The sequence below is a fragment of the Cellulomonas sp. PhB150 genome, assembly GCF_003755175.1.
GTDB lineage: Bacteria > Actinomycetota > Actinomycetes > Actinomycetales > Cellulomonadaceae > Cellulomonas.
Map to the genome: position 1 here is coordinate 1 of NZ_RKHX01000005.1, position 24712 is coordinate 24712.

21 protein-coding genes and 1 tRNA gene are annotated in these 24712 nt (G+C 73.1%); 13 read left to right on the forward strand and 9 right to left on the reverse strand.

Features of this window, described 5'->3' with window-relative positions:
* Positions 1-269: 269 nt before the first annotated feature.
* On the reverse strand, positions 270-590 hold the full coding sequence (locus EDF34_RS15365; RefSeq protein ID WP_123372404.1) for an FmdB family zinc ribbon protein: 321 nt from the start codon (positions 588-590) through the stop codon (positions 270-272).
* Between the two features lie 159 nt (positions 591-749).
* Here EDF34_RS15365 and EDF34_RS15370 point away from each other — a divergent pair, with 159 nt between their 5' ends.
* The gene (locus EDF34_RS15370) at positions 750-3308 is read left to right on the forward strand and encodes a penicillin acylase family protein (protein WP_123372405.1); all 2559 of its coding nucleotides are present in this window, start codon (positions 750-752) and stop codon (positions 3306-3308) included.
* Here the strand turns inward: EDF34_RS15370 and EDF34_RS15375 are convergent.
* Positions 3298-3969 carry a 5-formyltetrahydrofolate cyclo-ligase gene (locus EDF34_RS15375; protein ID WP_123372406.1) on the reverse strand — a complete coding sequence of 224 codons (672 nt, stop codon included), beginning with the start codon at positions 3967-3969 and terminating at the stop codon, positions 3298-3300. The genes EDF34_RS15370 and EDF34_RS15375 overlap by 11 nt on opposite strands.
* A gap of 158 nt (positions 3970-4127) precedes the next feature.
* Between EDF34_RS15375 and EDF34_RS15380 the strand changes: the two genes are divergently transcribed.
* The 7 genes from EDF34_RS15380 (at position 4128) to EDF34_RS15410 (ending at position 10267) form a co-directional block, all read left to right on the forward strand.
* A complete protein-coding gene (locus EDF34_RS15380; RefSeq protein ID WP_123372407.1) occupies positions 4128-5513 on the forward strand; it encodes a UTP--glucose-1-phosphate uridylyltransferase in 1386 nt (461 codons plus the stop codon).
* Between the two features lie 56 nt (positions 5514-5569).
* The gene (gene glp / locus EDF34_RS15385; RefSeq protein WP_123372408.1) at positions 5570-6793 is read left to right on the forward strand and encodes a gephyrin-like molybdotransferase Glp; all 1224 of its coding nucleotides are present in this window, start codon (positions 5570-5572) and stop codon (positions 6791-6793) included.
* Entirely contained in the window at positions 6793-7392 is a 600-nt protein-coding gene (locus EDF34_RS15390; RefSeq protein WP_123372409.1) for a GNAT family N-acetyltransferase, read from the forward strand. Before glp ends, EDF34_RS15390 begins: the two co-directional genes overlap by 1 nt.
* A gap of 76 nt (positions 7393-7468) precedes the next feature.
* Complete coding sequence (locus EDF34_RS15395; protein ID WP_123372410.1) at positions 7469-8425, forward strand: hypothetical protein; 957 nt, start codon at positions 7469-7471, stop codon at positions 8423-8425.
* A gap of 48 nt (positions 8426-8473) precedes the next feature.
* Positions 8474-8546 (forward strand) — tRNA-Ala (locus EDF34_RS15400).
* Between the two features lie 120 nt (positions 8547-8666).
* Positions 8667-9266 (forward strand): hypothetical protein, encoded by a 600-nt coding sequence (locus EDF34_RS15405; protein WP_148076656.1) that lies wholly within the window; start codon positions 8667-8669, stop codon positions 9264-9266.
* Entirely contained in the window at positions 9260-10267 is a 1008-nt protein-coding gene (locus EDF34_RS15410; RefSeq protein ID WP_123372412.1) for a hypothetical protein, read from the forward strand. The genes EDF34_RS15405 and EDF34_RS15410 overlap by 7 nt, the downstream gene beginning before the upstream one ends.
* Before the next feature lie 6 nt (positions 10268-10273).
* Here the strand turns inward: EDF34_RS15410 and EDF34_RS15415 are convergent, their stop codons facing one another.
* From EDF34_RS15415 to EDF34_RS15440, 6 genes are all read right to left on the reverse strand, one after another.
* Positions 10274-10732 carry a hypothetical protein gene (locus EDF34_RS15415; RefSeq protein ID WP_158615104.1) on the reverse strand — a complete coding sequence of 153 codons (459 nt, stop codon included), beginning with the start codon at positions 10730-10732 and terminating at the stop codon, positions 10274-10276.
* The gene (locus tag EDF34_RS15420; protein ID WP_123372414.1) at positions 10729-11343 is read right to left on the reverse strand and encodes a hypothetical protein; all 615 of its coding nucleotides are present in this window, start codon (positions 11341-11343) and stop codon (positions 10729-10731) included. The genes EDF34_RS15415 and EDF34_RS15420 overlap by 4 nt, the downstream gene beginning before the upstream one ends.
* Positions 11340-11630, reverse strand: a complete 291-nt coding sequence (locus tag EDF34_RS15425) for a hypothetical protein (protein WP_123372415.1) — start codon at positions 11628-11630, stop codon at positions 11340-11342. The genes EDF34_RS15420 and EDF34_RS15425 overlap by 4 nt, the downstream gene beginning before the upstream one ends.
* Before the next feature lie 8 nt (positions 11631-11638).
* Positions 11639-13096, reverse strand: a complete 1458-nt coding sequence (locus EDF34_RS15430) for a hypothetical protein (RefSeq protein WP_123372416.1) — start codon at positions 13094-13096, stop codon at positions 11639-11641.
* Positions 13093-13926: a hypothetical protein gene (locus EDF34_RS15435; protein WP_123372417.1), complete on the reverse strand. Its 834-nt coding sequence runs from the start codon at positions 13924-13926 to the stop codon at positions 13093-13095. The genes EDF34_RS15430 and EDF34_RS15435 overlap by 4 nt, the downstream gene beginning before the upstream one ends.
* Positions 13927-14070: 144 nt before the next feature.
* On the reverse strand, positions 14071-14331 hold the full coding sequence (locus EDF34_RS15440) for a GlsB/YeaQ/YmgE family stress response membrane protein (protein ID WP_123372418.1): 261 nt from the start codon (positions 14329-14331) through the stop codon (positions 14071-14073).
* A gap of 110 nt (positions 14332-14441) precedes the next feature.
* On the opposite strand from EDF34_RS15440, the gene EDF34_RS15445 reads away from it, so the two are divergent.
* The 4 genes from EDF34_RS15445 (at position 14442) to EDF34_RS15460 (ending at position 21885) form a co-directional block, all read left to right on the forward strand.
* The gene (locus tag EDF34_RS15445; RefSeq protein WP_233575419.1) at positions 14442-15458 is read left to right on the forward strand and encodes a bile acid:sodium symporter family protein; all 1017 of its coding nucleotides are present in this window, start codon (positions 14442-14444) and stop codon (positions 15456-15458) included.
* A 183-nt stretch (positions 15459-15641) separates the two neighbouring features.
* Positions 15642-19655, forward strand: coding sequence for an Ig-like domain-containing protein (locus EDF34_RS17990; protein ID WP_123372419.1), 4014 nt, complete (start codon positions 15642-15644; stop codon positions 19653-19655).
* A 143-nt stretch (positions 19656-19798) separates the two neighbouring features.
* On the forward strand, positions 19799-21262 hold the full coding sequence (locus tag EDF34_RS15455) for a beta-N-acetylhexosaminidase (RefSeq protein ID WP_123372420.1): 1464 nt from the start codon (positions 19799-19801) through the stop codon (positions 21260-21262).
* A 65-nt stretch (positions 21263-21327) separates the two neighbouring features.
* Positions 21328-21885, forward strand: coding sequence for an isochorismatase family protein (locus EDF34_RS15460; protein ID WP_123372421.1), 558 nt, complete (start codon positions 21328-21330; stop codon positions 21883-21885).
* Between the two features lie 4 nt (positions 21886-21889).
* Here the strand turns inward: EDF34_RS15460 and EDF34_RS15465 are convergent, their stop codons facing one another.
* Positions 21890-23746: a dolichyl-phosphate-mannose--protein mannosyltransferase gene (locus EDF34_RS15465; RefSeq protein ID WP_370450085.1), complete on the reverse strand. Its 1857-nt coding sequence runs from the start codon at positions 23744-23746 to the stop codon at positions 21890-21892.
* Positions 23747-23860: 114 nt separating this feature from the next.
* On the opposite strand from EDF34_RS15465, the gene rsmI reads away from it, so the two are divergent.
* Positions 23861-24706, forward strand: coding sequence for a 16S rRNA (cytidine(1402)-2'-O)-methyltransferase (gene rsmI / locus EDF34_RS15470; RefSeq protein WP_123372422.1), 846 nt, complete (start codon positions 23861-23863; stop codon positions 24704-24706).
* The last annotated feature ends 6 nt before the right edge of the window (positions 24707-24712 follow it).

A 24712-nucleotide genomic window follows, 5' to 3' on the forward strand; every position in this document is an offset into this window, starting at 1 on the left:
ACCTGCCCCGACGCACCATCAACCTCAACCCCTCGCTCGACCCAGACCAAGAGCCCATCCGAGAAGCATGTTGCGATGACTGGTTGAGACCGCCGCGCGTCCCCTGCAACGAACGCTGCATCCACGCGGGGGGGATGACCGCCAACGAACGCTGCAGCCACGCGGGGGCGATGCGCGCCGGCGAACGCTGCAGCCACGCGGGGGCGGCGAACGCCCAGCCGCGCGGCGGCGCGGGCCGCGCGGCCGCGCGGGCCACGCGGCGGCGCGGGCTATGCCGAGGCGGCGGGCTTGGCGGGTGCGGCGGCAGCGGGCGCGGGTGCGGCGGGCGTCGAGGACGCCGCCGGAGCCGCGGGCGTGGACGACGACGAGTCGCTCGACGGCGTCGCCGGGATCGAGGACGACTTGCCCGAGCCGGCCCGCGCGTCGTTGCGATAGAAGCCGGAGCCCTTGAACACGACCCCGACTGACGAGAAGACCTTGCGCAGCCGACCGTCGCACTCGGGGCACACGGTCAGCGAGTCCTCGCTGAAGGACTGCTGGATGTCGAACGCGTGGCCGCACACGGTGCACGCGTAGGAATAGGTAGGCACAGGATCTCCACTGGCAGACGTCCGCCGGGCGGCCGTCGCCGCTGGCACTCACATGGTCTGAGTGCCAATGCTAACCGCCACGACGGCGTCGATGTTCCGGCGGGCCGCTCGCGGCGCGAGTTGGCCTCCTCGCCGCGAGGGACGAACTACCCTCGCAGGGTGTCCCGCCGTGCTGTCCGCCTCACCCTTGCCTCCGTCGCGATCGTGCTGGTCGTCGCCCTCGTCGCCTCGATCGTCGCCGCGTTCGTCGTCGTGCGCCGCCCCCTGCCGCAGACCAGCGGGACGTTGCACCTCGACGGCCTGAGCGCGCCCGTGTCCGTCACGCGCGACGCCCGGGGGATCCCCACGATCACCGCGAAGACCAGCGAGGACCTGTTCCGCGCGCAGGGCTACGTGGCCGCCCAGGACCGCTTCTTCGAGATGGACTACCGCCGCCACGTCACGGCGGGCCGGCTGTCCGAGCTCGTCGGCGAGAACGACGACGCCCTCGAGGCCGACAAGGTCATCCGCACGTTCGGCTGGCGCCGCGTCGCGCAGCAGGAGTGGGCGATCCTCGAGCCGCAGACCAAGCTCGCGCTGCAGGCCTACGCCGACGGCGTCAACGCCTACCTCGCCGGCAAGGCCCCGTCGCAGATCGCGGTCGAGTACACGGTGCTCGGCCTGCAGGTCGACACGGACGCCCCCGAGCAGTGGGACCCGGTCGACTCCCTCGCGTGGCTCAAGGCGATGGCGTGGGACCTGCGCGGCAACTACGACGACGAGCTGTCCCGCGCCCGCACGTTCGCCTCCGTCCGCGACGTCGAGAAGGTCGACCAGCTCTTCCCGGCCTACCCACAGGACGTCAACGCGCCGATCCTCACCAAGGCTGACGTCAGCGACAAGGCGACGACGGCGTCGGCCGAGCAGCCGCTCGACCTCGGCGACCACGACGTGCAGAAGGCGCTGGCCGCGGCCGACGAGGCGTTGTCCGCGGTGCCCCACCTCGTCGGCGAGGGCGAGGGCGTCGGCTCGAACTCGTGGGTCGTGGACGGCAGCCACACCGCGTCGGGCAAGCCGATCCTCGCCAACGACCCGCACCTGTCGATCTCCGCGCCGGGGATCTGGCAGCAGATCGGGCTGCGGTGCGAGCAGGTCGGCGACGCGTGCCCCTACGACGTGTCGGGCTTCTCGTTCGCGGGCATGCCGGGCGTCGTCATCGGGCACAACGGCGACCTGGCCTGGGGCCTGACGAACCTGGGCGCGGACGTCACCGACTTCTTCCTCGAGCGCGTCAACGGCACCGTGGTGCAGCGCGACGACGGCACCGAGCCCATGTCGATCCGCACCGAGACGATCAAGGTCAACGGCGGCGACGACGTCACGATCCAGGTGCGCAGCACGCGGCACGGCCCGATCATCTCCGACGTCGTCGACCTCGGCGGCACCGGCAACTCGCCGCTCCCGGACGGCACGAGCGGCCACGGGTACGCCGTCGCGCTCGGCTGGACCGCGCTCGCACCGGGCCACACGGCCGACGCCCTGCTCGCGATCGACGTCGCGAAGAACGCGACGGACATCGCCAAGGTCGGCCGCCTCCTGGAGGTCCCGTCCCAGAACATCGTGTTCGCGACCGCCGACGGCCACATCGGCTACCAGGCGCCGGGCCGCATCCCGGTCCGGGCCCGGATCCCCGGCGAGGTCCCCTCGGACGGCACCTGGCCCCGCCCGGGCTGGGACAGCGCGTACGACTGGCAGGGCTACGTCGACCCGACCGACATGCCGCACGTCCTGGACCCCAAGAGCGGGATCATCGTCGCCGCCAACCAGCAGGTCACGCCGCGCGGCACGGGCCCGTTCCTCACCAAGGACTGGGACTACGGGTTCCGCAGCCAGCGCATCCACGACCTCCTCGAGGCGGCGACGGCCGACGACGGCACGCTCGACGTCGCGGCGATGAACACGATCCAGACCGACCAGCACAACCCCTACGCGGACGTGCTGGTCCCGACGCTGCTCTCGCTCAACATCGGCAACGACTTCGACGACGACGGCCAGGACCTGCTGCGCACCTGGGACCGCGTCAACGACAAGGACTCCCCGGCCGCCGCGTACTTCGCCGCCGTCTGGTCGACGATCCTGCGCCTCGCCTTCGACGACGACCTGCCGGACGGCGAGTCACCGACCGGCGACTCGCGCTGGCTCGAGGTGGTCCGCGGCCTGCTGGACGAGCCCGACTCCCCGTGGTGGGACGACCGCTCGACGCCCGGCGTGGTCGAGGGGCGCGACGAGGTCCTCACGCGCGCGATGGTCTCGGCGCGGCGCCAGCTCACGGCCCAGCTCGGCCGCGACCCGCAGGACTGGACGTGGGGACGGCTGCACGAGGCCGCTCCCGAGCACGCGGTGCTCGGCGGTGACTCGATCCCCGCCCTGGTACGCCGGCTGGTCAACCCGCAGCCGCTGCAGGTGGGCGGCGGCTCGTCGATGGTCGACGCGACCGCGTGGGACGCGAGCTCCGGCTCCTACGGCGTGACGTCGGCGCCGTCGATGCGCATGGTCGTCGACCTGGGTGACCTCGACTCCTCGACCTGGGTCAACCTCACCGGCTCGTCGGGCCACCCCGCGAGCAAGCACTACACGGACCAGTTCTCCGCGTGGGCGCACGGCACCACGTTCCCGTGGCCGTTCACGGCGGCGGGCGTGCAGGCCGACGCGAAGGACCGCCTGACGCTCAGCCCGTAGGTTCGAGCGGCCCCGCCGGGCCGATGGGGCCGACCGGGCGCCAGCCCTCGGGAGTGGCGACCGCGTCGACGGTGCGGTCGTGGGCCTCGCGCGGCAGCGGCCGCGTCGTCGCGTCGTACAGCTCCTCGGGGAACACCACCGCGATCACGGGGGTGCCCGGGCGGGCGTGCTCCAGCGCGCGGTCGTACCAGCCGCCGCCCTGCCCGAGGCGCGCGCCGTCGGTGTCGACCGCGAGGGCCGGGGCGATGATCGCGTCCGCCTCGGCCAGCGCCGCGGGGCCGAGCGTCGGGCCGCCCGGCTCGGGCGGCCGGCCCGGGGCGCGCTCGCGCAGGTCCTCGCGCCCGGCGTACTCGGCCCAGTCGCGCTGCAGGCCGGAGCCGAGCACGGGCAGCAGGATCCGGGTGCCGCGCTCGTCGAGCAGCTCGAGCAGCGCGTCGGTCGCGGGCTCGTACGGACGGGCGGCGTAGACGGAGACGACGGCCGCGTCCGCGACCGCGGGGATCGCGGCCACGACGTGGGCCAGAGCGGTCCCGGCCTCGTCGCGCAGCCGCTGCGAGCGGGCTTGACGGGCCGACCGGATGGCCGTGCGCAGCCGGTCCTTGACGTCCTCGATCTCGTCGCCCTCGGCGGCTCGCGGATACGGCTGGGCGGCGTTGCTCATGGGTCCAGTGTCGCAAAGAGCGCCGGTTGCGGTGACACGGAACCGACACGTGAACGGCGCGTGACGCCCCGGGATCTCGACGAGCGCGCGTGGAACGTCGGGCGAACGCGTGATGCATGCCACTGCGCGCCCACGCCGGACGCCCCTAGCATCGCCAGATGACCGCCGACGGACTCGCACAGGCCCAGCGCACGATGACGGACGGCGGCGTGCACCCCACCGCCATCGCCGTGTTCTCGCGTTTCTACGGACTCCTGGAGTCGGGCGAGACCGGGGTGATCGCCGAGGACGACGTCGAGCCGCTCACGGACGTGCCGCACCTCGCCGAGCTCGACGTGGACGAGGCGACCGCACGCGACGCGCTGGCGGCCACCGTGGTCGTCAAGCTCAACGGCGGTCTGGGCACCTCGATGGGCATGGACCGGGCGAAGTCGCTGCTGCGCGTCCGCGACGACAGCTCGTTCCTCGACGTGATCGCGGGACAGGTGCTGGCGGCCCGCGCCGCGACCGGAGCGCGGCTGCCGCTCGTCCTGATGAACAGCTTCCGCACGCGCGGCGACACGATCGCCGCCCTGGCCGGCTACCCCGACCTCGCGGTCGACGGGCTGCCACTCGACTTCGTGCAGAACCGCGAGCCCAAGCTGCGCGCCGACGACCTCACGCCGGTGCGGTGGCCGGCCGACCCCGACCTGGAGTGGTGCCCGCCCGGGCACGGCGACCTCTACACCGCCCTGCACGCGTCGGGGGTGCTCGAGGCGCTGCTCGCGGCGGGCTTCCGGTACGCGAGCGTCTCCAACTCCGACAACCTCGGTGCCGCGCCCGACGCACGGATCGCCGGCTGGTTCGCGGCCTCGGGTGCCCCCTTCGCGGCCGAGGTCGCACGGCGCACGCCGGCGGACCGCAAGGGCGGTCACCTCGTCGTGCGGCGCTCGGACTCGCGGATCGTGCTGCGCGAGTCGGCGCAGACCCGGTCCGAGGACGTCGATGCGGCGACCGACATCGAGCGGCATCGGTTCTTCAACACCAACAACCTCTGGCTCGACCTCCGGGCGCTCGCGGACGAGCTCGAGCGGACCGACGGGGTCCTGGAGCTGCCGCTGATCCGCAACGAGAAGACGGTCGACCCGAGCGACAAGACGTCGCCGAAGGTCATCCAGATCGAGTCGGCGATGGGCGCCGCGATCGAGGTCTTCGACGGAGCGGCCGTGCTCGAGGTGGACCGGTCCCGCTTCCTGCCGGTCAAGACGACGAACGACCTGCTGGTCCTGCGCTCGGACGTGTACCGCCTCGAGGACGACCACCGGCTGACCGCCCGCGTCGAGGCGCCGTTCGTCGACCTCGACGAGCACTACACGACGATCGCCGCCTTCGACGCGCGCCTCCCGGTGACCCCGTCGCTCGCCGAGGCCGCCTCGCTGCGGGTCCGGGGCGACTGGACGTTCGGCTCCGACGTGGTGGTGACCGGCGAGGCCGTGCTCGACGACCCCGGTGAGCCGTCTCGGGTGCCGGACGGCGCGACGGTGGGACCCGCCGGGATCTCCTGAGGCCGTCCGGCGCGGCCGGCGCGCTCCGGGAGCGTCCCGCGGGGCACAATGCGCGGATGAGATCGGTCCAGGACCACTTGGCGGCCGTGCTGGCCGCCGTCGGGCCGGTCGCGCCGCTCGACGTCGCGCTGCACGATGCCGCCGGCTGCATCCTCGCGGCCGACCTCGTCGCGAACGCCGACCTGCCGCGCTTCGCGGTCGCCGCCCGGGACGGGTACGCGGTCGCCGCGCACCAGACCACGGGGTCCGACCGCGTGCTGCCCGTCGCGCACGACGTCCGGCCCGGCCGCGGCGCCCCGTTGCGGCTGGCTCCCGGCCAGTCGGTGCGGATCGCGTCGGGTGCACCGCTCCCGGTGGGCGCGGACGCGGTGGTCGCCCTCGAGGAGACCGACCGCGGCACCGCCCGCGTCGCGCTCCAGCGGGCGGCCGTCGCCGGTCAGCACGTGCGGCCCGCGGGCTCGGACGTGCGCGAGGGCGAGGTCGTGCTCGAGGCCGGCACCCGGTTGGGCGCGCGGCAGCTCGCGATCGCCGCGTCGCTGGGCCGGGGTCGCCTGCACGTGCACCCCACGCCGCGCGTCGTGATCCTGTCCGTCGGCGACGAGCTCGTCGAGCCCGGCTCGCCGCGGTTCGAGGAGGGGACGGTGTTCGAGGCCGACGGCCACGCGCTGGAGGCCGCCGTCCGCGACGCCGGCGCCTCGCCCGTGCGGGTCGCGATCCAGGGCGACGACCGCGTCCTGCTGCGCGAGGCGCTCGACGACCAGCTCGTGCGCGCGGACCTCGTCGTCGTGTGCGGCGGGCTGTCCGAGCTCACCCACGACACGGTCAAGGACGTCCTGGCCCCGCTGGGCACCGTCCGCCTCGACCAGGTCGCGATGACCCCCGGGCACCGGCACGGCTTCGGCACGGTCGGCTCGGAGCTGGGCCGCGACCGTGAGGTGCCGATCTTCGCCCTGCAGGGTCACCCGGTCGCCGCGCAGGTCTCGTTCGAGGTCTTCGTCCGGCCCGCGCTGCGCGCGATGGCCGGCCACACCGAGGTGTTCCGCCCCTCGGTCGCCGCGCAGGCCACGGAGGGCTGGTCCTCGCCCCCCGGGTTGCGCCAGTTCGTGCCCGCGATCGTGCTCGGCTCGCCCGACGAGGGCTACCGGGTGACCCCGGTCGGCGATCCCGGCTCCCCGTCGGTGAGTGCGCTCGCGCACGCCAACGCGCTGGCCGTCGTCGGCGAGCACGACCTCACGGTCCGGTCCGGGCAGACGGTCCACTGCCTGGTGCTGGAGGGCTGATGGCTCCCGGCTGGCCCGCCGTCCTCGTCGACGGCGACGTGCGCCTGCGCCCCCTGCGGCGCCGCGACCAGGACGCCTGGATGCTGCTGCGCGCATCGAACGCCGGCTGGCTCGAGCCGTGGGACGCGACGAGCCCGGTTCCGGTCGACGGGCCGCGACCGTCGTTCTCGTCGTTCGTCCGGACGCTCGCGGCGCAGGCGCGCGCCGGGACGACGCTGCCGTTCGCGGTGGACTTCCGCGGGGCGCTCGTCGGGCAGCTCACGGTCTCGTCGATCGTCTACGGCTCGCTGCGCTCCGCCAGCATCGGCTACTGGGTCTCGCGCCACGTCGCCGGCCTGGGGATCATCCCGACGTCGGTGGCGCTGGCCACCGACCACTGCTTCGGTGCGCTCGGACTGCACCGGGTGGAGATCAACATCCGCCCCGAGAACGGCCCCTCGCTCCGCGTCGTCCAGAAGCTCGGCTTCCGGGACGAGGGCGTGCGCGAGCGGTTCCTGCACATCGGCGACGCGTGGTGCGACCACCGGACCTTCGCGCTGACGACCGAGGACGTGCCGGGCGGCCTGCTCGCCCGGTGGCACGCGACGCGCAGCAGATGACACCCGTGTAGTTCACAGGGAGCGACACGCCGCCCGGCTCCGGCCGTCCGCCCCCCGCGCGCCCTACCGTCGGTGCGTGACAGATCTCGCAGGACCCGTCGCGCTCGCGCTCGTGGTCCTGTGGGTCGCCTACCTGGTGCCGCACAAGCTGCGGCACCGGCAACAGCTGCTCGAGTCCCGGGCCGACGACCGGTACTCGGACGCGCTGCGTGTGGTGGCGGTCAGCGACCGACCCGGCCGGTCGGCCCGCACCGTCGACGCACGTCGCGCGGCGGCACGCAGTACCACGGGGTTGCTGACCCCGGGCAAGGGGGTCCCGGTCCGCCGACCGGGACCCGACACAGGAGGTACCACCGTGGACCGACCGACAGCGACGCAGGACCGGATCGCGACCGAGGCCGCGCGCCGCACCGCGCAGGCCCGTGCCGCGCACGCCGCCGCGACCGCCCGCCGTGGCGCCGCCGCGCGCCGGCGCGGCATGCTCGCCGGCCTCCTCACGCTCGCGACCGTCGCCGCCTGGGTCGTCGTGGGCGTCGCCCCGGCCGTCACCTGGGTCGTCGGCGTCGTGCCGACAGTCCTGCTCGGCGGTGTCGTCGTCCTCGGTCGCCGGGCCGTCCTCGCCGGCCGCGCCGCCGACGCCGCGTGGGAGCAGCGCCAGGCCGCCGAGCTCCGTGCCGCCGCCGCCCGCACCGCGACCCCCGCGCGCGGGTCCGCCGCGGTCGCGCGCTCGGCCGCCCCCGGTCGCGCCGTGCGCCCGTCCAACACCGACACCGAGATGTTCGCGGCGGTCGTCGTGGAGACCACGGCCGAGTCCGGCGGGGCCGACGGCTGGTCGCCCGTGCCCGTCCCGCGGCCCACGTACACGATGAAGGCCGAGGCGCCCCGTCGGGAGCCCGTGGCCCTGGACAACCTCGAGGGCTCGACGGCCGCGCGGCCCGTCGAGGCGGCTGTCGTGTCCGAGCCCGTCGTCGAGACGACCGGCTCGATCGACCTCGACGCGGTGCTCGCGAAGCGCCGCGCGTCGGGGGAGTAGCCGCGTTTCTGTTGAGCGCCCGGTGGTGTTAATGTTTAGCCCGCTTGAGGGGCTGTGGCGCAGTTGGTAGCGCGTCTCGTTCGCAATGAGAAGGTCAGGGGTTCGAATCCCCTCAGCTCCACCGAAGTCAGAAGAGGCCGGGCCCACGGGCCCGGCCTCTTCTGCGTCCGGTGTGTCCGTTGGGTACCGTACGGGGGGTCGGCCGACGTGGCCGACGTCACTCTCTCGGGCGAGGACACGGATGAGTCGAGGCAGGTGGGCCCTGGTGCCGGCGCTGTGCGTCGCCCTCGTGGCCGGATGCACGTCGTCGGACCCGGCTCCGGTCGCGGCGACGACGAAGGCCTCCACCCCTGCCCCCTCCCCGACCCCGACGGCGACCAGCGAGGTCCAGGACCTCTCGAGCAGCGATCTCGGGATCGTGTTCGAGGACGTCCCGTCCCTGACGGGCGCCGAGGCCGAGGTGTACAACCTGCTCTCGAGCTACCAGACCGAGTACTGGCGCACGATGACCACCAACGCCGTCAGCCCGTCGTTCTCGGTGCTCGCCTCGGGTGACGTGCAGGCGACGATGAAGGGGATCGTCAAGACGAACAAGGCCGGGTCGATCGACCTCGGCGGGGTGTTCAGCACGACGATCAGCGACGTCGCGGTCGACGGCGAGAAGGCCACCGCCGCGGTCTGCGACGACTACGCGAAGATGACCGTGAAGGACCCGAACGGCACCTACACCCCGGCACAGGTCGGGTACGGCGTGCCGCGGCACAAGGACGTGACGGTGACGCGTGGCCCGAGCGGAACGACGTGGATGGTGCAGACCGTGAAAGTGGAGGGCTCATGCTGAGGGCGGCGCTGGCAGTGGTGATCGCGGCATCCGCCGCGCTGGGGTCGGCCGTGCTCGCGGCCGCTCCCGCGCAGGCGGATGGCACCCCGCCCGTGGTCGGCGGCGAGGGCTCGGCGACGCCGGACACCTCCGGCGGCGCGATCTCGGTGAAGGTGACGACCAGCGGGACGACGAGCGGCGGGAGCTCGTTCAGCAGCTCGACGAGCGGGCCGACGATCCAGCCGCCGTGCTGGTTCGAGCGAGGGAAGTCCGGCTACGAGTACTACGAGTTCTACAAGCCGGGCGGCCCGGGGCGCGGGGCGGACACGATCGAGGACTGGGTCTACGGCGGCGGTCTGCACGACAACTTCGAGGACTACAAGGACATCAAGGACGGCTACTGGTACGAGGTCGCGTGCACGGCGGAGGCCGCCGCGTCCGGGTATCAGTCCACGTTCTACGTCGAGAACCCCGCGATCTGGGTCGGCCCCCAGGACCCCGCACCGGTCACCCAGGTCGACGTCGACCCCACGGTGCTGCGTGACATCGCCCTGGACTACATGGACCTCCCCGTCGGCACGATGCACTGGAACCCCCAGCTGCGGGGATCCGGCGCGACCATCGTCGGCGCCGACACCTGGATCTGGGTCGACGACGCCCCGACGACGGCCATGGTCCGCGCCGAGGTGCCCGGCACCTGGGCGCAGATCGACGCCACGCTCACCGGGCTGAAGGTCTCGTCGGACGGCGCGCGGGAGTCGGCGCAGTGCGGTGGCACCGGGACGGCGTGGGCGTCGGGCGCGCAGAAGTCGTGCAGCATCCAGTTCTCGCGCTCGACCGCGGGCCAGTCCGTCAAGCAGGGTGAGAAGCTGCCGACCTGGACCGTGACCGCGCAGTCGCAGTGGGCGGCGACGTGGACCTCCTCGGACAACGCGAACCCCGAGGCGCTGACCGTCGAGCCGCCCGACCCGACGACCGCCGAGATCCCCGTCATGGAGGTCCAGTCGCTCAGCACGAGCTGACGCGACTCAGGTCCGGTAGGGCGCGAGCGCCTCCTCCAGCGCCGCACGCAGGGTGTCGGGGTCCTTGCTCTGCACCAGCATGGGCCGGCCCTCGCGCGGCGTGAGGCCGAGGACCCGCGAGCCCATCGTCGAGCCGAACGCGCCGCCGATGATCTTGCCCTCGACCTTCTCGCCCGGCTGGGACACGCCCCACGGGTAGAGGTCGGCGAGCGCGACGGTGGTGCGGCCGACGCGCAGCGTGGTGTCGGTGAGCCGGATGTTGCCGTAGACCCCGGTGCTCCACATCGTGATCGCCGCGATGAGCCCGAGCATGCCGACGAGGATCGTCGCGAAGACCCACCCGCCGTCGGCGATCGCCAACGCAGCCCAGGCCACCACGCAGATGCCGAGCAGGACGAGCCACGCGCGGCGGCTGGGGGAGCGCTCCTCGTACCGGACCATCCGGGCAGGGTATCCGGGGCTCACAGGACGTCTCCCTGCACCACGCGCTGCGCCTTGGGCAGCAGGCCCGAGTAGGTGCGGTCGAGCACCCACATCACCGGCAGCAGCACCTCGGCCAGCGACGCGCTGGCGTCCCACGTGACCGTCGGCGGGCCGGCCGGCGACCGCGGGTGACCGGGCACGGGCCGCAGCGAGTGCGTGACGACCGCGTCCTTCTCGTCGGCCCGGGTCAGCTCCATCCGGTCCGCCAGCAGGCGACCGCCGGGACGCCACTCCCACGCCCGGCCGCCGGGGCCGCGCACCGCCAGGCTCCACCGGTCACGCCCGTTGCGCTGCCGCTCGACCTCGACGACGTCCCCGAGCACGACGACGGGCATCACCGTGAACTCCCACGCGAACGTGTCCTGCCCCTCGCCGGTCCGCGCGACGCCCCGCGCGACCTCGCGGCCGTCGATCGCGGCGACGAGCTCGCGGTGCTGCCAGCTCAGGTTCACCACCGTGCCGACGATCTGCAGGTCGCAGCGCTGCGCGTGCGGCGTGGCCTTCGGCAGGTGCACGAGGTCGCGGAAGCTCAGCGCGTCCTCGACGGCGAGGGTGCCCGCCTGGCCCAGGGGTGCCCAGGGGTCGAGGGTCATCGGGCCTCGCGCTCGCGCTCGCGTTCCCGCTCCTCGCGCGCCTCGTCCTCGCGGTTCTCGGCCTTGCGGGCCTCGCCGCGGACGCGGGCGGCCTCGTCACGCAGGTTGCGCGCGGCGTTCTGGGCGGCGGAGCGCCAGTGCTTGAGCGCGTCGCGCACGTCGGTCGCGTTGTCGCAGTCCCAGTCCGGGGAGCTCGCGACCGTCTTCGCGGGGTCCACGCAGCCCTCGACGTCGTTCGCGAGCGTCTCGAGGTCGTGCGCCTTGGCGTACAGCTCGGTGGAGGTCATGGCGTCCCCTAGAACCAGTTGGCCGGGTTGATCTTGGACTCCTTGATGTCGTCCACGCGGTCGCCGGTCCAGTCGGCGGCGTCGTCGACGCGGTCGCCCGCCCAGTCGACGGCCTCGTCGGCGGCCTTGGTGATGTCGTCCCAGTGCTCGACGACCTCGGCGCCCGCCCAGACGAGGCCGGTGACGGCGACGAGGCCGAGCGTGACGGGGTTCGGCGCGATCAGCGCGGCGGTCATCGACGCGTTGAAGGCCGTCTCGGCGTACTCGCCGACCACGTGGGCCTTGCCCTTCGTCCCGCCCTCGGACCAGAGCTCGGCGTTCTCCTCGCGGTTGTTCCACAGCCCGACGGCTCCGTCGACCGTGGCGAACGCGCTCCCGGCCACGCCGGCGACGCGCAGCACGCCCGCGGTCGAGGCCATCGTGCGCAGGCCGGACTGGTTGGCCATCGTCAGCAGGTTGCCCGCCCCGCGGCCGTAGCTGACGCCCGTCGCCAGGTTGGTCCACGGCCTGCCGAAGGCGACGTTGCCCCAGCCCGCGAGGCGTTGCGCGAGCTGCCCCGAGCTCGTCGTCCGCAGGATGTCCGAGCCCCAGGTCGTGGCCTTGACGCCCCGCTGGCTCTGCAGCAGCTTCGCGAGCAGCGTGGGCTGGGGCCGGGCCTCCCCGTCGACCATGACCGTGAACGGCTTGGTCTTGGCGGACAGCCGGGCGACCCAGTCGTCGAACCCCTCGATGACCGGCGCGGCGCGCAGCAGCATCTTCTGCGTCAGGTTCGGGACGAACGCACCGGGGTAGGTGAACGTGGTCTTCGCCCGCAGGAGGTTGTTGTCCGCGACGTTGAGCGCGCCGGACAACCAGTTCGCCAGACCCGGCTTGCCGCTGTTCGCGAGGGACTCGAGCGCGGCGTTGACGCGGTGCTCGCCCAGCCAGCGGGCCAGCGCGGGGCCGCCCTTGAGCAGCACCTGCGTGACCGTGACGACCGTGGCGTTGCTGGCGGTGATGAGGTTCTGGATGTCGTTGTAGCCGTCGACGAGCGCCTGCGCCTGCTCGGTGTCGTTCATCCCCGCCAGGCGCTTGACCGCCTCGGCCTCGAGCTGCTCGAACCACTCGCTGAGGTTGGCGGGGTCGTCGTTCTCCCACGCGCCGGCCTGGGTCTTGGTGGCGCGCAGCGCGAGCGCGGCGTCCTCCACGTGCATCGACTGGCCGGCGATCTCGAGAGCCTGCGGGCCGGTCATCCGCACGCCGCCGAACGACGGGTGCGCCTGGGCCATCTGCTCGAGCACACCGATGCGCCCGCGCAGGTCCTTCGATGTCTCGCTCGCCCACTCCTCGGCGCCGTTGAGCCCCGCCATGTCGATCCGGGCGTCGAGCGACGAGGCGCGGGAGAACAGCGCGGGCAGGTCGGCGGCCAGGTCGTCCAGGGCGACGACCGTCGCGGCCAGGACCTCCTTGTCGACCTTGACCGTCATGTGGTCGCCACGCGGTCGACGAGGGCGCGGAGCTCGGCCGACGAGGGCAGCAGGTCGGCCAGCGCGCGCCAGACCTCCCCAGCGCTCACCGGCCGGAAGGTGGCCGGCGTGTCCGGCGTGATGTCCTGCGCGGTCAGCGGCTCGGCGGGCGCGGAGCGCACCCAGTAGCCGCCGTCGCCGCAGTTCCACAGCGCGACGCCGCGCGCGTCGGTGGAGACGTCGGGCCCCCACACCATCGTCACGCGCGCGGTCGACTCGAGGTGGGACAGCGTCGCCATGAGCATGAGGCGGTCGGACTCGGCGATCTCGCCGAAGAACCGGTCGAGCTGCGCGGTGGCGACGGTCCGGGCGGGTTCCCACTCGCCCTCTGACAGCGACATGGTCTGCACGACGGCGTCGATCGAGCGCAGCGGCACGGTGAACGGGACCGCCGCGCGGGGCACCTCGTGGCGGCGCAGCCCGACGAGCCGCGCGAGGATCCACAGCAGCTGCGGGAGCTCGTCGCGGCTGTAGACGGTGGGGGAGCCCGGGCCGTCCTGCGGCCACGGGTCGGTGTACCAGATCGTCTCCTCGCGGACCGCGAGCACCGCGTGCTGAGGACCCTGGGGCCCGGCTGTCTCGATCGCGCACTCGATCATCGGCTCCGAGACCGTCTGCACGAGGTCGAGGACGAGCGGCGAGATCTGCCCGTCGGCGCCGACCAGGCCGGCCTCCTCGAGCGAGCGCCGGGTCTCGGCGTCGGCCTCCTCGCCGTTGTGCACGAGCCGCAGCGTCTCGAACTCGTTCTCGTCGAGCTCGATCCGGTGCCTGACCGCGTCCAGCCGCGCCATGCCCGACCCCCTGGTGCCGTTGATGCCTGAGACGTCCGATGTCCGGCAGCACCCTACCGACGCGGGTGCCCCGGCGCGCCGCGAGGGCCCCCGCGCGCCGCGAGGGCCCACCCGCGTGGTGCGGGTGGGCCCTCGGCGGGTGGCTCAGCGGCGGCTGCGGCCGGCGACGAGCGAGACGCCGATGACGGCGAGCACGATCTGGATGAGGATCTCGATCCAGTCGATGCCGTCGGTGGTCTTCACCCCGAGCAGCGAGGCGAGCCACGTGCCGAGCAGGGCCGCGACGATGCCGACGACGATCGTGAGCAGGACCGAGATCTTCTGCCGACCCGGGAGGATCAGGCGTGCGAGGACTCCGATGATGGCGCCGATGACGATGGCGCTGATGATGCCGTCAGCAGTCACGCTGGGCTCCTTGACGTAGGTCTGATCTAGCGGGCAAGCGGACACTACGGGCGGATCGGCCGACGCGCGCGCTGAACGGTCCCCGTGCCTGGTGGTGCGAGGATTGCGCCGTGCCCGACAGCCCCGACCAGCCCTCGCGCGGGCTCGTGGCGACGGTGCGCAGCTGGGTCGACCCCCTCGTCGTCGCGATCCTTGCCGTGCTGGTCCTGGGGCTCGTGCTGCCGGCCTCCGGGACGGCCGCGGACGTGCTGTCGACCGTGCAGACCATCGCGATCGTCGTGCTCTTCTTCGGGTACGGCGCCCGCATGCGCACCTCGGAGATCTGGGACGGCCTGCGCAACGGGCGGCTGCAGGGGTCCATGCTCGCCGCGACGTTCGTCGTGTTCCCGCTGCTCGGTCTGGCCGCACAGCTGCTGCCCGACGCGGTCCTGCGGCCCGAGCTCGCGACCGGCGTCCTGTACCTGTCGCTGCTGCCCTCCACCGTGCAGTCGTCGGTCGTGTTCACGTCGATCGCGCGGGGCAACATCGCCGGCGCGATCACCGGCGCGACGATCTCCAACGTCGCGGGCGTCGTCGTGACCCCGCTGCTCGTCGCCCTGCTGCTCGGCGGGAGCGGGGGGGCTTCTGGCTCTGTCGTCGGGATCCTGCTGCAGCTCCTGCTGCCGTTCGCGGTCGGCCAGCTGGTGCAGCCGTGGATCGGCGGCTGGGTGCGCGCGCACGCCTGGCTGACCCGGCTGACCGACCGGTTCACGATCCTGCTGGTCGCCTACACGGCCGTGAGCGAGGCGCAGACGTCCGGCGCGTGGGACCACGTCACGGCGGGGGCCCTCGTCGGGCTCATCGGGGTGTGCGCGGTGCTGCTGGCGGTCATGCTCACGCTGACCTGGAACGGCGGGCGTGGCCTCGCGCTGCCCGACCGGATCGCCCTGCTCATGGTCGGGTCGAAGAAGAGCCTGGCCACGGGTCTGCCGATGGCCGCGGTGCTCTTCACACCGGCCGTCGCGGCGAGCGTCGCGCTGCCCGTGATCGTGTTCCACCAGCTGCAGCTCGCGACGTGCGCGGTGCTCGCGCGGCGCCTCGCGGCACGCCCGGACGAGCCACCGGATCAGACAAACCCGGGCAAATGAGCGCCCTGGGCAATTTTGTTTACCACCTGGTAACGGGACGGTGACCGGGACGCGCGATCCCCGTTCCTAGCGTGCGAGGGCCTCCCCATCTGGGCACAGGCTCCTCACAGCGAAAAGGACACCCCCTTGCGTCCCACACCAACAACGCGGCGGATAGCCGTCGCGTCCGCGGCACTCGCTCTCATGTTCGGAACGCTCACGGTCGCCGGCACCTCCGCCTCGGCCGCTGGAGCGGTGCTCGACGGTGACGACTTCACGGTCACCGACCTGGGCGGCACGTACGAGGTCGTGCTCGACCTCGACTCGCCCCTGCCGATGCGGTCCGACGCGCCGACGCTCATCGTCGACGGCGAGGCCATCGGCCTGGCCCAGCAGTCCGCCGACGGCAAGTCCCTCTCGGTGCTGACGTCCGACCCGGGCGTCAGCAAGGCGAAGAAGGTCCAGCTCGGCTGGTTCAGCGAGGGCAACACCCCCGCCGGCACCTCGACCGCCGTCGACGGCCCCACCCCCGAGATCGTCGACCCGCAGATCATCACCGACGCGGCGCCGTCCGACACCCCGGACCCCGCGGACCACGGCACGTACGCGTACACCAAGTCGATCTACTCGTTCGGCAACCAGGCCATCGCGCTCGCCGGCATCGGCGGCATCCGCGGCGAGGTCGAGGGCAAGATCTACCTCCCGACGACCGGCGGCGCGCGCCCCGTCGTCCTGCTCCTGCACGGCCGCCACACCTCCTGCAACGGCTCGGGCGCCAACCCCCTGCGCTGGCCGTGCGGTCCGACCCAGACCAACATCCCCAGCTACGCCGGCTACGACGGCACGGCCGAGGCGCTCGCGAGCAACGGCTACGCGGTCCTCTCGATCGCAGCGAACGCGATCAACTCCAACGACAACGAGCTCGCGCTCGACCAGGGCGCGCAGGCTCGCGGCCAGCTGATCCTCGACACGCTGGGCCTGTTCCAGAAGGCCACGAACGGCGAGCCGATCACGCTGCACGACGCGCAGACCGACACTGACGTGACGCTCGCGGACGCGCTGGACGGCAACGGCACCAAGCCGGCCGCGCTGATCGACCCCGAGGTCACCGAGATCGCGCCCGCCGACCTCGTCGGCCGCCTCGACTTCCGCAAGATCGGCCTCATGGGCCACTCGCGCGGCGGTGAGGGCGTGACCTCGGCGGCGACGCTGAACAACGCGCTCGCGCACCCGTTCGACATCGTCTCGATCCTGCCGCTGGCACCGGTCGACTTCGGCCGCATGACGGTCCCGAACATCCCCACGATGGTCGTCCTGCCGTACTGCGACGGTGACGTCTCCAACCAGCAGGGCCAGCACATGAACGACGACGCGCGCTACGCGTTCGACGACGACGTGCTGCGCTCCAACGTCTGGGTGATGGGCGCCAACCACAACTTCTTCAACACGGTCTGGACCCCCGGCAAGTACGCGCTGTCCGTGAGCGACGACTGGTCGGGCACGAGCTCCACGTCCGCCCGGGCCACGGACTCCGTGTGCGGTACCGCGGGTGCGGCCACCAGCACGAGCATCCGCCTGACGGCCGACCAGCAGTACGACATCGGCACATCGCTCATGTCCGGCTTCTTCCGCCTGACCGTGGGCGGCGAGCAGCAGTTCCTGCCGATGTTCGACGGCTCGGGCGCGAAGGTCGACACCACGCTGACCTCCGACGTGCGCGTCATGGCCACGCAGCCCGCCTCCGCACGTGCGGACATCCAGACCTTCGCCAAGCCCAGCACCTCGGTGCGCATCTACGGCACGGCGACGGCCACGCACTGCGCGAGCCTGTTCGGTCGCACGCTCGCGGCGGTCCTGCCCTACTGCTCCACGACCCTCGCCAGCGCGCAGGTCCCGCACTGGACGCCCGCGTCCAACGGCGCCAACGTCCCGGCGACCCCGGTCACGCGCATGGCGTGGACGTCCGGCACGGGCGAGGTCCGCCTCACCGTCCCGAAGGCCGCGCGCGACGCGTCGGTCTACACCAACCTGTCGCTCAAGCTCGCCGCGGACGAGACCGTCGCGATCGGCGGCGGCACGGACCTGACGCTCACCGTCGTCGACGGCTCGGGTGCCACGTTCTCCAAGAAGGTCTCCGAGCTCAACGCCAACGCGCTGAACCGGATGCCGCAGAGCACCCAGAACCCGACCACGCTCGGCAAGGTCGTCCTCCAGCAGGTCAACCTGCCGGTCGCCGACATGACGGGGGTCGACACGACCGACCTGCGCGAGGTCCGCCTCACGGCGGCTGTCGGCATCGACGGTCTCGTCACCGGCGGGGCCTACCTGTCCGACCTCGCGTTCGACCGCCCGTCGCTCGGCAGCCCGCAGGTCAAGACCGAGGTCGCCGTGGGCACCGCTCGCGTCGCGGTCGAGGAGGGCAAGGGCCCCGGCGAGGCGTACGTGCCGGTTCTCCTGTCGGCACCGGCGACCGTCCCGGTCACCGCGTTCGTCACGGTCGCGGGCGGCACCACCGCCACGTCCAAGGCGGCCGTCGTCATGGAGAAGGTCACGTTCGCACCGGGCGAGGTCTGCAAGCCCGTCACGGTCGCCACCTACGGCGACAGCACCGCGAGCGCGGCGGCCTCCACGGCCTTCAAGATCTCGGTGACGAACACCAGCAACGCCGTCATGGGCGCCAACGCGTTCGCCCAGCTGGTCGTCCGTGAGGACGACGGGGTCACGGGCACCGCGGTCGCCCTGCCGGCCGTCGGCGTCCAGGGTGACCCCTGCGCCGAGCTCGCGCCGACCGCCGGGACGCTCACCACGAGCGAGCCGAAGGTCGCGCCCGAGGGCGTCGTCACGGTCACCGGGACGGGCTTCCGCTCCGGTGAGTCGGTCGCGTTCACGCTCGGCGGCGTGTCCGTCGGGTCGGGCGTCGCGGCGGCGGACGGGACGGTCACGTTCGCGCTGACGGTCCCGGCCGACACCGCGCTCGGCGCGACGACGGTCTCGGCTGTCTCTGCCGGCACCGGTCGCACCGCGAGCGGCCCGCTCTCGGTCCTGGCCACCACGGCCACGGCGCTGACGATCACCCCCGAGGTGCCGTCGATCAACCAGCCGGTCACGCTCACCGCGGCCGTCACGGGCGCCACGACCGGCACGGTCACCTTCGTGGACGGCACGACGACGCTCGGCACCTCCGAGCTCGTCGACGGCGTCGCCACGCTCGAGGTGCCCGCCGGCTTCAAGGCGGGGACGCACCCGATCGTCGCGACCTTCGGGGAGACGGCGACCGCCCAGGCGTCGTCGTCCAACGTGGTCTCGTTCTCGCTCGTCAAGGGGGCGTCGAGCATCGCGCTGGCCCTCTCGTCGGGCTCGACCGTCTACGGCACGCCCGTCACCGGGATCGTGGCCGTCGCCAACACGCAGGACGGTGCCGTCAAGGTCACCTACGGGAGCGCCACGACCACGGTCCAGCTCTCGCACGGTGCCGCGACGTTCACGGTCCCGGGCTCGGTGACCCCGGGCTCGTACGCCGTGACGGCGACGTTCCTCGGCACCGACACCGTCGACGCGAGCGGGACGGCGTCGGCGAGCCTGGTCGTCGCGAAGAAGGCGACGACGTCGGCGCTGACCGCACCGGCCAAGGTCACGGTCGGCGGCGCGATCGCCGGCACCGTGACGGTCGGCGGGTCGGTGTCCGGCACCTTCCCGACCGGCTCGGTGAAGGTCTACGTCAAGAAGGGCACGGGCGCGTTCACCCTGGCCAAGACCGTGGCCGTCACGGCCGCGGCCAAGGGCAAGGTGGCGTACTCCGTCGTCGCCCCCACGACCGCGACGGCGCTGACCGTCAAGGCCGAGTACTCGGGTGACGGCTCGTACGGCGCGAGCTCCGCGGCGCCCAAGAGCGTGACCGTCGCAAAGAAGGCCACGACGGCGAAGGTCACGACCGCCAAGACGGTCAAGGTGAAGGGCAAGCTCACCGGCACCGTCACCATCGGCGGCGCCACGGCGGGGACCTACCCGACGGGCACGGTCAAGGTGTACGAGCGCCAGGCCGGCGGCTCGTACAAGCTGGCCACGACCGTGACGCTCAAGGCCTCGGCCAAGGGCAAGGTCACGTTCGCGGTGACCGCGCCCACCAAGGTCGGCACCGCCGCGGTCAAGGTCGTGTACGGCGGCAGCGGCACGCACTCCGGCAGCTCGGCCGTCACCTCGGTGAAGGTCGTCCGCTGACGAGCTGACGGGGCGTTCGACGCCGCGACACAGGGGGCACGGGGAGGGGACCGACCGGTCTCCTCCCCGTGTCGTCTGCCGGGACGCGCGCCGTCGAGTACCGTCGACCCCGATTCACCCGGAGCGTCGCAAAGGAACCATTCGTGCCCGAGATCGCCCTCGTCCCTCGCCCGCTGTCGGTCGAGGCCCAGGACGCCCCTCCGTTCGTGCTCGACGAGGCCACCACGGTGGTCGTCGAGCCGCGGCCCGAGCTCATCCAGGTCGCCGTGCTCGTCGCCGACGTGCTCGGCCGGGTCTCGGACCAGGCGGTCCAGGTGCGCTACCGCGACGCGGGCGAGCGCGGCGTCATCCTGCTGCGGATCACGGACCAGCTGCCCGCCTCCGACGAGGCCTACCGGCTCACCGTCCGCGCGGAGCGGATCGACGTCGAGGCGCGCTCGGCCGCCGGCCTCATCCGTGCGGTCGTCACGCTGCGCCAGCTCGTGGCCACCGACCGGCTCGGCACGACGAGCGTGCCCGCCGTCCGGATCGAGGACGCCCCGCGCTACGCCTGGCGCGGCCTGTCCATCGACGTCGCGCGGCACTTCCTGCCCGTCAACGACCTCAAGGTCGTCATCGGCCTCATGGGCCACTACAAGCTCAACGTGCTGCACCTGCACCTGACCGACGACCAGGGCTGGCGGCTGCACATCCCCTCGCGGCCGAACCTCACGCGCGTGTCGGGCGGCACCGCGGTCGGCGGGGACCCCGGCGGCTACTACTCGCCCTCCGACTTCGCGGCGATCGTGCAGTACGCCGGTGCGCGCGGCATCCGCGTGGTCCCGGAGATCGACGTCCCCGGCCACGTCAACGCGGCGACGCACGCGTACGGCGAGCTCACGCCCTCGGGCCAGCCCACGGACGAGTACACGGGCATCGAGGTCGGCTTCAGCTTCCTCACGGCGGACCTGCCGGCGACGACCCCGTTCCTGCAGGCGGTGTTCAGCGACGTGGCCGCCGTCTCGCCCGACGCGTACATCCACATCGGCGGCGACGAGGTCCTGACGATGGCGCCCGACGAGTACGCGCGGCTGGTCGGCACCGCCGCCCAGGCGGTGCGCTCCACGGGTCGGCAGGTCGTCGGCTGGCAGGAGATCGCGCACACGCCGCTCGAGCCCGGCACCGTGGTGCAGTTCTGGGACCCGCGCGTCGACCCGGCGCCCTTCGTCGAGGCGGCCAAGGCGGGCGCGAAGTTCCTCATGTCGCCCGGCTCCAAGACCTACCTCGACATGAAGTACGACGCGAGCACCGAGCTCGGCCTCGAGTGGGCCGGGCACATCGAGGTGCGCGACGCCTACGACTGGGACCCCGAGACCCTCATCGAGGGCATGCCGCCCGAGGCGGTCATCGGGGTCGAGGCGGCCATCTGGACCGAGACGCTGCGGGACCTGCCCGCGCTGACGTCGATGCTGCTGCCCCGGCTCGCGGCCGTGGCCGAGGTCGCGTGGACGGCGCCTGAGCTGCGCGACTGGGACGGCTTCCGCGACCGGGTCGCCGGGCAGGCCGCGTTCTGGGACCGCCTCGGGCTGAGCTGGTACGCGAGCCCGCAGGTGGACTGGCGCCGCTGACGGGTCGTGTGGGTGGTCCTGCCTAGCGTGGGCGGGACACGTCCGCACACCCACGGGAGGCCAGCATGACCACGTTCGAGAACCGACCGCGCAGCGCGCTGCTCGTCGTCGACGTGCAGAACGGCGTCGTCGCCGAGGCGCACGAGCGGGACGCGACGGTCGCGACGATCGCCGGGCTCGTCGAGCGCGCGCGCCGGCAGCAGGTCCCGGTCATCTGGGTCCAGCAGACCGACGACAACCTCGTGGCGGGCAGCGACGCCTGGCACGTCGTCCCCGAGCTCGAGCCCGGCGCCGACGAGCCGAGGGTGCGCAAGGCGTTCGGCGACTCGTTCGAGGACACCGAGCTCGAGCAGCTGCTCGCGGAGCGGGCAGTGGGGCGGCTCGTCGTGGTCGGCGCGCAGACCGACGCGTGCGTCCGCTCGACGATCCACGGCGCGTTCACCCGCGGCTACGACACCACGCTGGTGAGCGACGCGCACACCACGGAGGACCTCAGCCCGTATGGCGCGCCGTCACCCGCTGAGGTCATCGCGCACACGAACCTGTACTGGCGCTACCAGGACGGCCCGGGCCGGACCGCTGCGGTCGTCGAGGCTGCGGACGTGGACCTGTCGCCCGCGTAGACCGCTAGATCCAGGACCGCAGCCACATCCGTGCGTGCCACTCGTCGTAGGAGATGACCCAGCCGCTCCACACCGGGTAGAAGAACAGGCCGGCGATCACGACGAGCGCGACGACGGCACTCACCGCGATGATCGCGCCGCGCCTGCTGCGCTGCCCTCGCGGGTCCGGGTCGGGTGGGCCGACGATGAGGCTGAGCACGTACGCGAGCGTCAGCGCGATCCACGGCACGAACACGACCGAGTAGAACGTGAAGATCGTGCGGTGCGGGTACTGGAACCACGGCAGCCAGCCGGCGGCGATGCCGGACAGCACCGCGGCCGCGCGCCAGTCGCGGTAGCGGAGCATCCAGACGACGGCGACCAGGATCGCGGCCGACGCGGCCCACCAGAGCAGTGGGTTGCCGAGCGCCACGATCGGCTGCGAGCAGCTGCTCGCGCCGCAGGCGTCGACGGCCTGCTGGCCGGTCAGGCCCGAGATCTCGGTCGGGTAGTAGAACGACGTCGGGCGCCACTGCACGATCCAGCCCAGCGGGTGCGCGGAGTAGTCGTGCGGGGTGGACAGCCCGGTGTGGAACGCCCACATGTCCTGGTGGTACTTCCACAGCGAGCGCAGCGACTCGGGCAGCCACTGCACGCCCTGGCCCGGGTTCTCGGCGGCCCACTGCCGCCCCCACGCCTGCGGGTGCGTGAACCAGGTGGCCCAGGTGGAGAGGTAGACGACGAACGTGCCGCCGACGAGGACGACGCCCGCGACGATGCCGTCCTTGACGACCCCGGCCCACGCCCACGGGTGCACCCCGACCGCTCGCCGCGCGGTCATGTCCCACACCACGGTGAGGATCCCGAACACGGCGAGGAAGTAGATGCCGGACCACTTGGTCCCGCACGCGAGCCCGAGGCTCACCGCCGCGGCGAGCCGCCACCAGCGCATGCCCAGGCCCGGGCCGTAGCCCAGCTCGTGACCGGCGTCGAGCAGCACCGCGGTCCGCTCCGCGAGGCGCCGACGGGCCTGCTCCCGGTCGAGGAGCAGGAACCCGAACGCGGCGAGCACGAAGAACATGAGGAAGCCGTCGAGCAGGCTGATGCGCGACATGACGATCGCCTGGCCGTCGAGCGCGAACAGCACCGCCGCGACCGTGCCCCACGCGGTCGAGGCGAACAGCCGCCGCCCGATCCGCCCGACCATGAGCACGGCGATCGTGCCGAAGACCGCCGCCGACAGCCGCCACGCCGTCGAGCTGTCCATGCCGCCGCCGAGGTGCATGCCCAACGCGATGAGCCACTTGCCCACCAGGGGGTGCACCACGTACTCGGCGTCGGTGCGCAGGGCGCTGCCGTCGCCGGCCTCGAACTGCGGGTTCGCGTTCTCGTCCCAGTTCGCCTCGTAGCCGTTCTGCAGCAGCGACCAGGCGTCCTTGACGTAGTACGTCTCGTCGAAGACGAGCTGGTGCGGGGTGCCCAGGTGCAGGAAGCGCAGGATCCCGCCGAAGACCATGACCGCGAGGGGCAGGACCCAGCCCAGGACGCGGGCGCGGCGGGTCGCGTCGAGCGCGATGGCCGCGTCGCCGAGGAGCCGGCGCAGGAGGCGGTCGTGCGTGGACTCGGGCGGGCCGTCGTCCTCGTCCTCGTCGGCCCCGTCGGTGGCCCCGTCGTCGGACGCGTCGGTGGCGACCAGGGTGTCGGCGACCGGCTCGTCCGTGACCAGGCCGGGGGCGGCCGCGTCGCGGGCCGGCCAGCCGGGCGCGGCGGTTCCCGGGTGCTCGTCGGCCTCAGCCGCCTGGTCGCGCCGCGCCGGGGGACCGCCCTCGGCGTCGGGCGCGGCGGGGACGTCGTCGTCGGTGGCAGGCGGCACGCCCGACATCGTAGGGGCGCGACCCGTGATTCCACCCGAACTTCGCACCACCCACCTCCGTGCGCGCGGTCGGAGACCCGCGTCCGGGCGTGGGTCGCGGTCGCGGGATGGGAGGGTGGGGGCGTGGAGAACCAGGGACGGCTCGTGCTCGCGGCGACGCCCATCGGCAACGCGGAGGACGCCTCGGCGCACCTGCGCCGGCTGCTCGAGCAGGCCGACGTCGTCGCCGCGGAGGACACGCGCAGGCTGCGCGCGCTCGCGGCCCGGCTGGGCGTGACCGTCGGCGGGCGGGTGGTCAGCTTCTACGAGCACAACGAGGCCGCCCGCGCCGACGAGCTGCTCGAGGTGGTCGCCGGCGGCGGGACCGTCGTCGTCGTGACGGACGCGGGCATGCCGTCCGTGTCCGACCCCGGCTTCCGCCTCGTCGGCGCCGCCGTGCGTGCCGGCGTGACCGTGACGTCCGCCCCCGGCCCGAGCGCGGTCCTGACCGCGCTCGCGCTGTCCGGCCTGGCGACCGACCGGTTCTGCTTCGAGGGGTTCCCGCCGCGCAAGCCGGGGGAGCGAGCCCGCGCGCTCGCGGACCTGGCCGACGAGCGCCGCACGATGGTGTTCTTCGAGGCCCCGCACCGCGTCGGTGACCTCCTCGAGGCGATGGCCGAGGCGTTCGGTCCCGGCCGGCCCGCCGCGGTGTGCCGGGAGCTGACCAAGACGTACGAGGAGGTGCTGCGCGACTCGGTCGGCAACCTCGCGCAGTGGGCCAGGGACTCCGAGGTGCGGGGGGAGATCGTCGTCGTCGTCGGCGGCAACGACCGCACGCAGGTCGCCTCGACCGCCGACCTCGTCGCCGAGGTGCTCGCACGCGCCGACTCCGGGGAGCGCCTCAAGGAGGCGGTCGCCGACGTCGCGACGACCGCGGGGGTCGCCAAGCGCGACCTCTACGCCGCTGCGCTGGCCGCACGGGGGCGCTGAAACCCC

Bases quoted from the DNA above. Each gene is read 5' to 3' on its own strand.
- EDF34_RS15420 (WP_123372414.1), bottom strand. From the start codon at position 11,343: ATGACCCTCGACCCCTGGGCACCCCTGGGCCAGGCGGGCACCCTCGCC.
- EDF34_RS17990 (WP_123372419.1), top strand. From the start codon at position 15,642: ATGTTCGGAACGCTCACGGTCGCCGGCACCTCCGCCTCGGCCGCTGGA.
- EDF34_RS15430 (WP_123372416.1), bottom strand. From the start codon at position 13,096: ATGACGGTCAAGGTCGACAAGGAGGTCCTGGCCGCGACGGTCGTCGCC.
- EDF34_RS15390 (WP_123372409.1), top strand. From the start codon at position 6,793: ATGGCTCCCGGCTGGCCCGCCGTCCTCGTCGACGGCGACGTGCGCCTG.
- EDF34_RS15460 (WP_123372421.1), top strand. From the start codon at position 21,328: ATGACCACGTTCGAGAACCGACCGCGCAGCGCGCTGCTCGTCGTCGAC.
- glp (WP_123372408.1), top strand. From the start codon at position 5,570: ATGAGATCGGTCCAGGACCACTTGGCGGCCGTGCTGGCCGCCGTCGGG.
- EDF34_RS15375 (WP_123372406.1), bottom strand. From the start codon at position 3,969: ATGAGCAACGCCGCCCAGCCGTATCCGCGAGCCGCCGAGGGCGACGAG.
- EDF34_RS15465 (WP_370450085.1), bottom strand. From the start codon at position 23,746: ATGTCGGGCGTGCCGCCTGCCACCGACGACGACGTCCCCGCCGCGCCC.
- EDF34_RS15435 (WP_123372417.1), bottom strand. From the start codon at position 13,926: ATGGCGCGGCTGGACGCGGTCAGGCACCGGATCGAGCTCGACGAGAAC.
- EDF34_RS15380 (WP_123372407.1), top strand. From the start codon at position 4,128: ATGACCGCCGACGGACTCGCACAGGCCCAGCGCACGATGACGGACGGC.
- EDF34_RS15410 (WP_123372412.1), top strand. From the start codon at position 9,260: ATGCTGAGGGCGGCGCTGGCAGTGGTGATCGCGGCATCCGCCGCGCTG.
- EDF34_RS15405 (WP_148076656.1), top strand. From the start codon at position 8,667: ATGAGTCGAGGCAGGTGGGCCCTGGTGCCGGCGCTGTGCGTCGCCCTC.
- EDF34_RS15425 (WP_123372415.1), bottom strand. From the start codon at position 11,630: ATGACCTCCACCGAGCTGTACGCCAAGGCGCACGACCTCGAGACGCTC.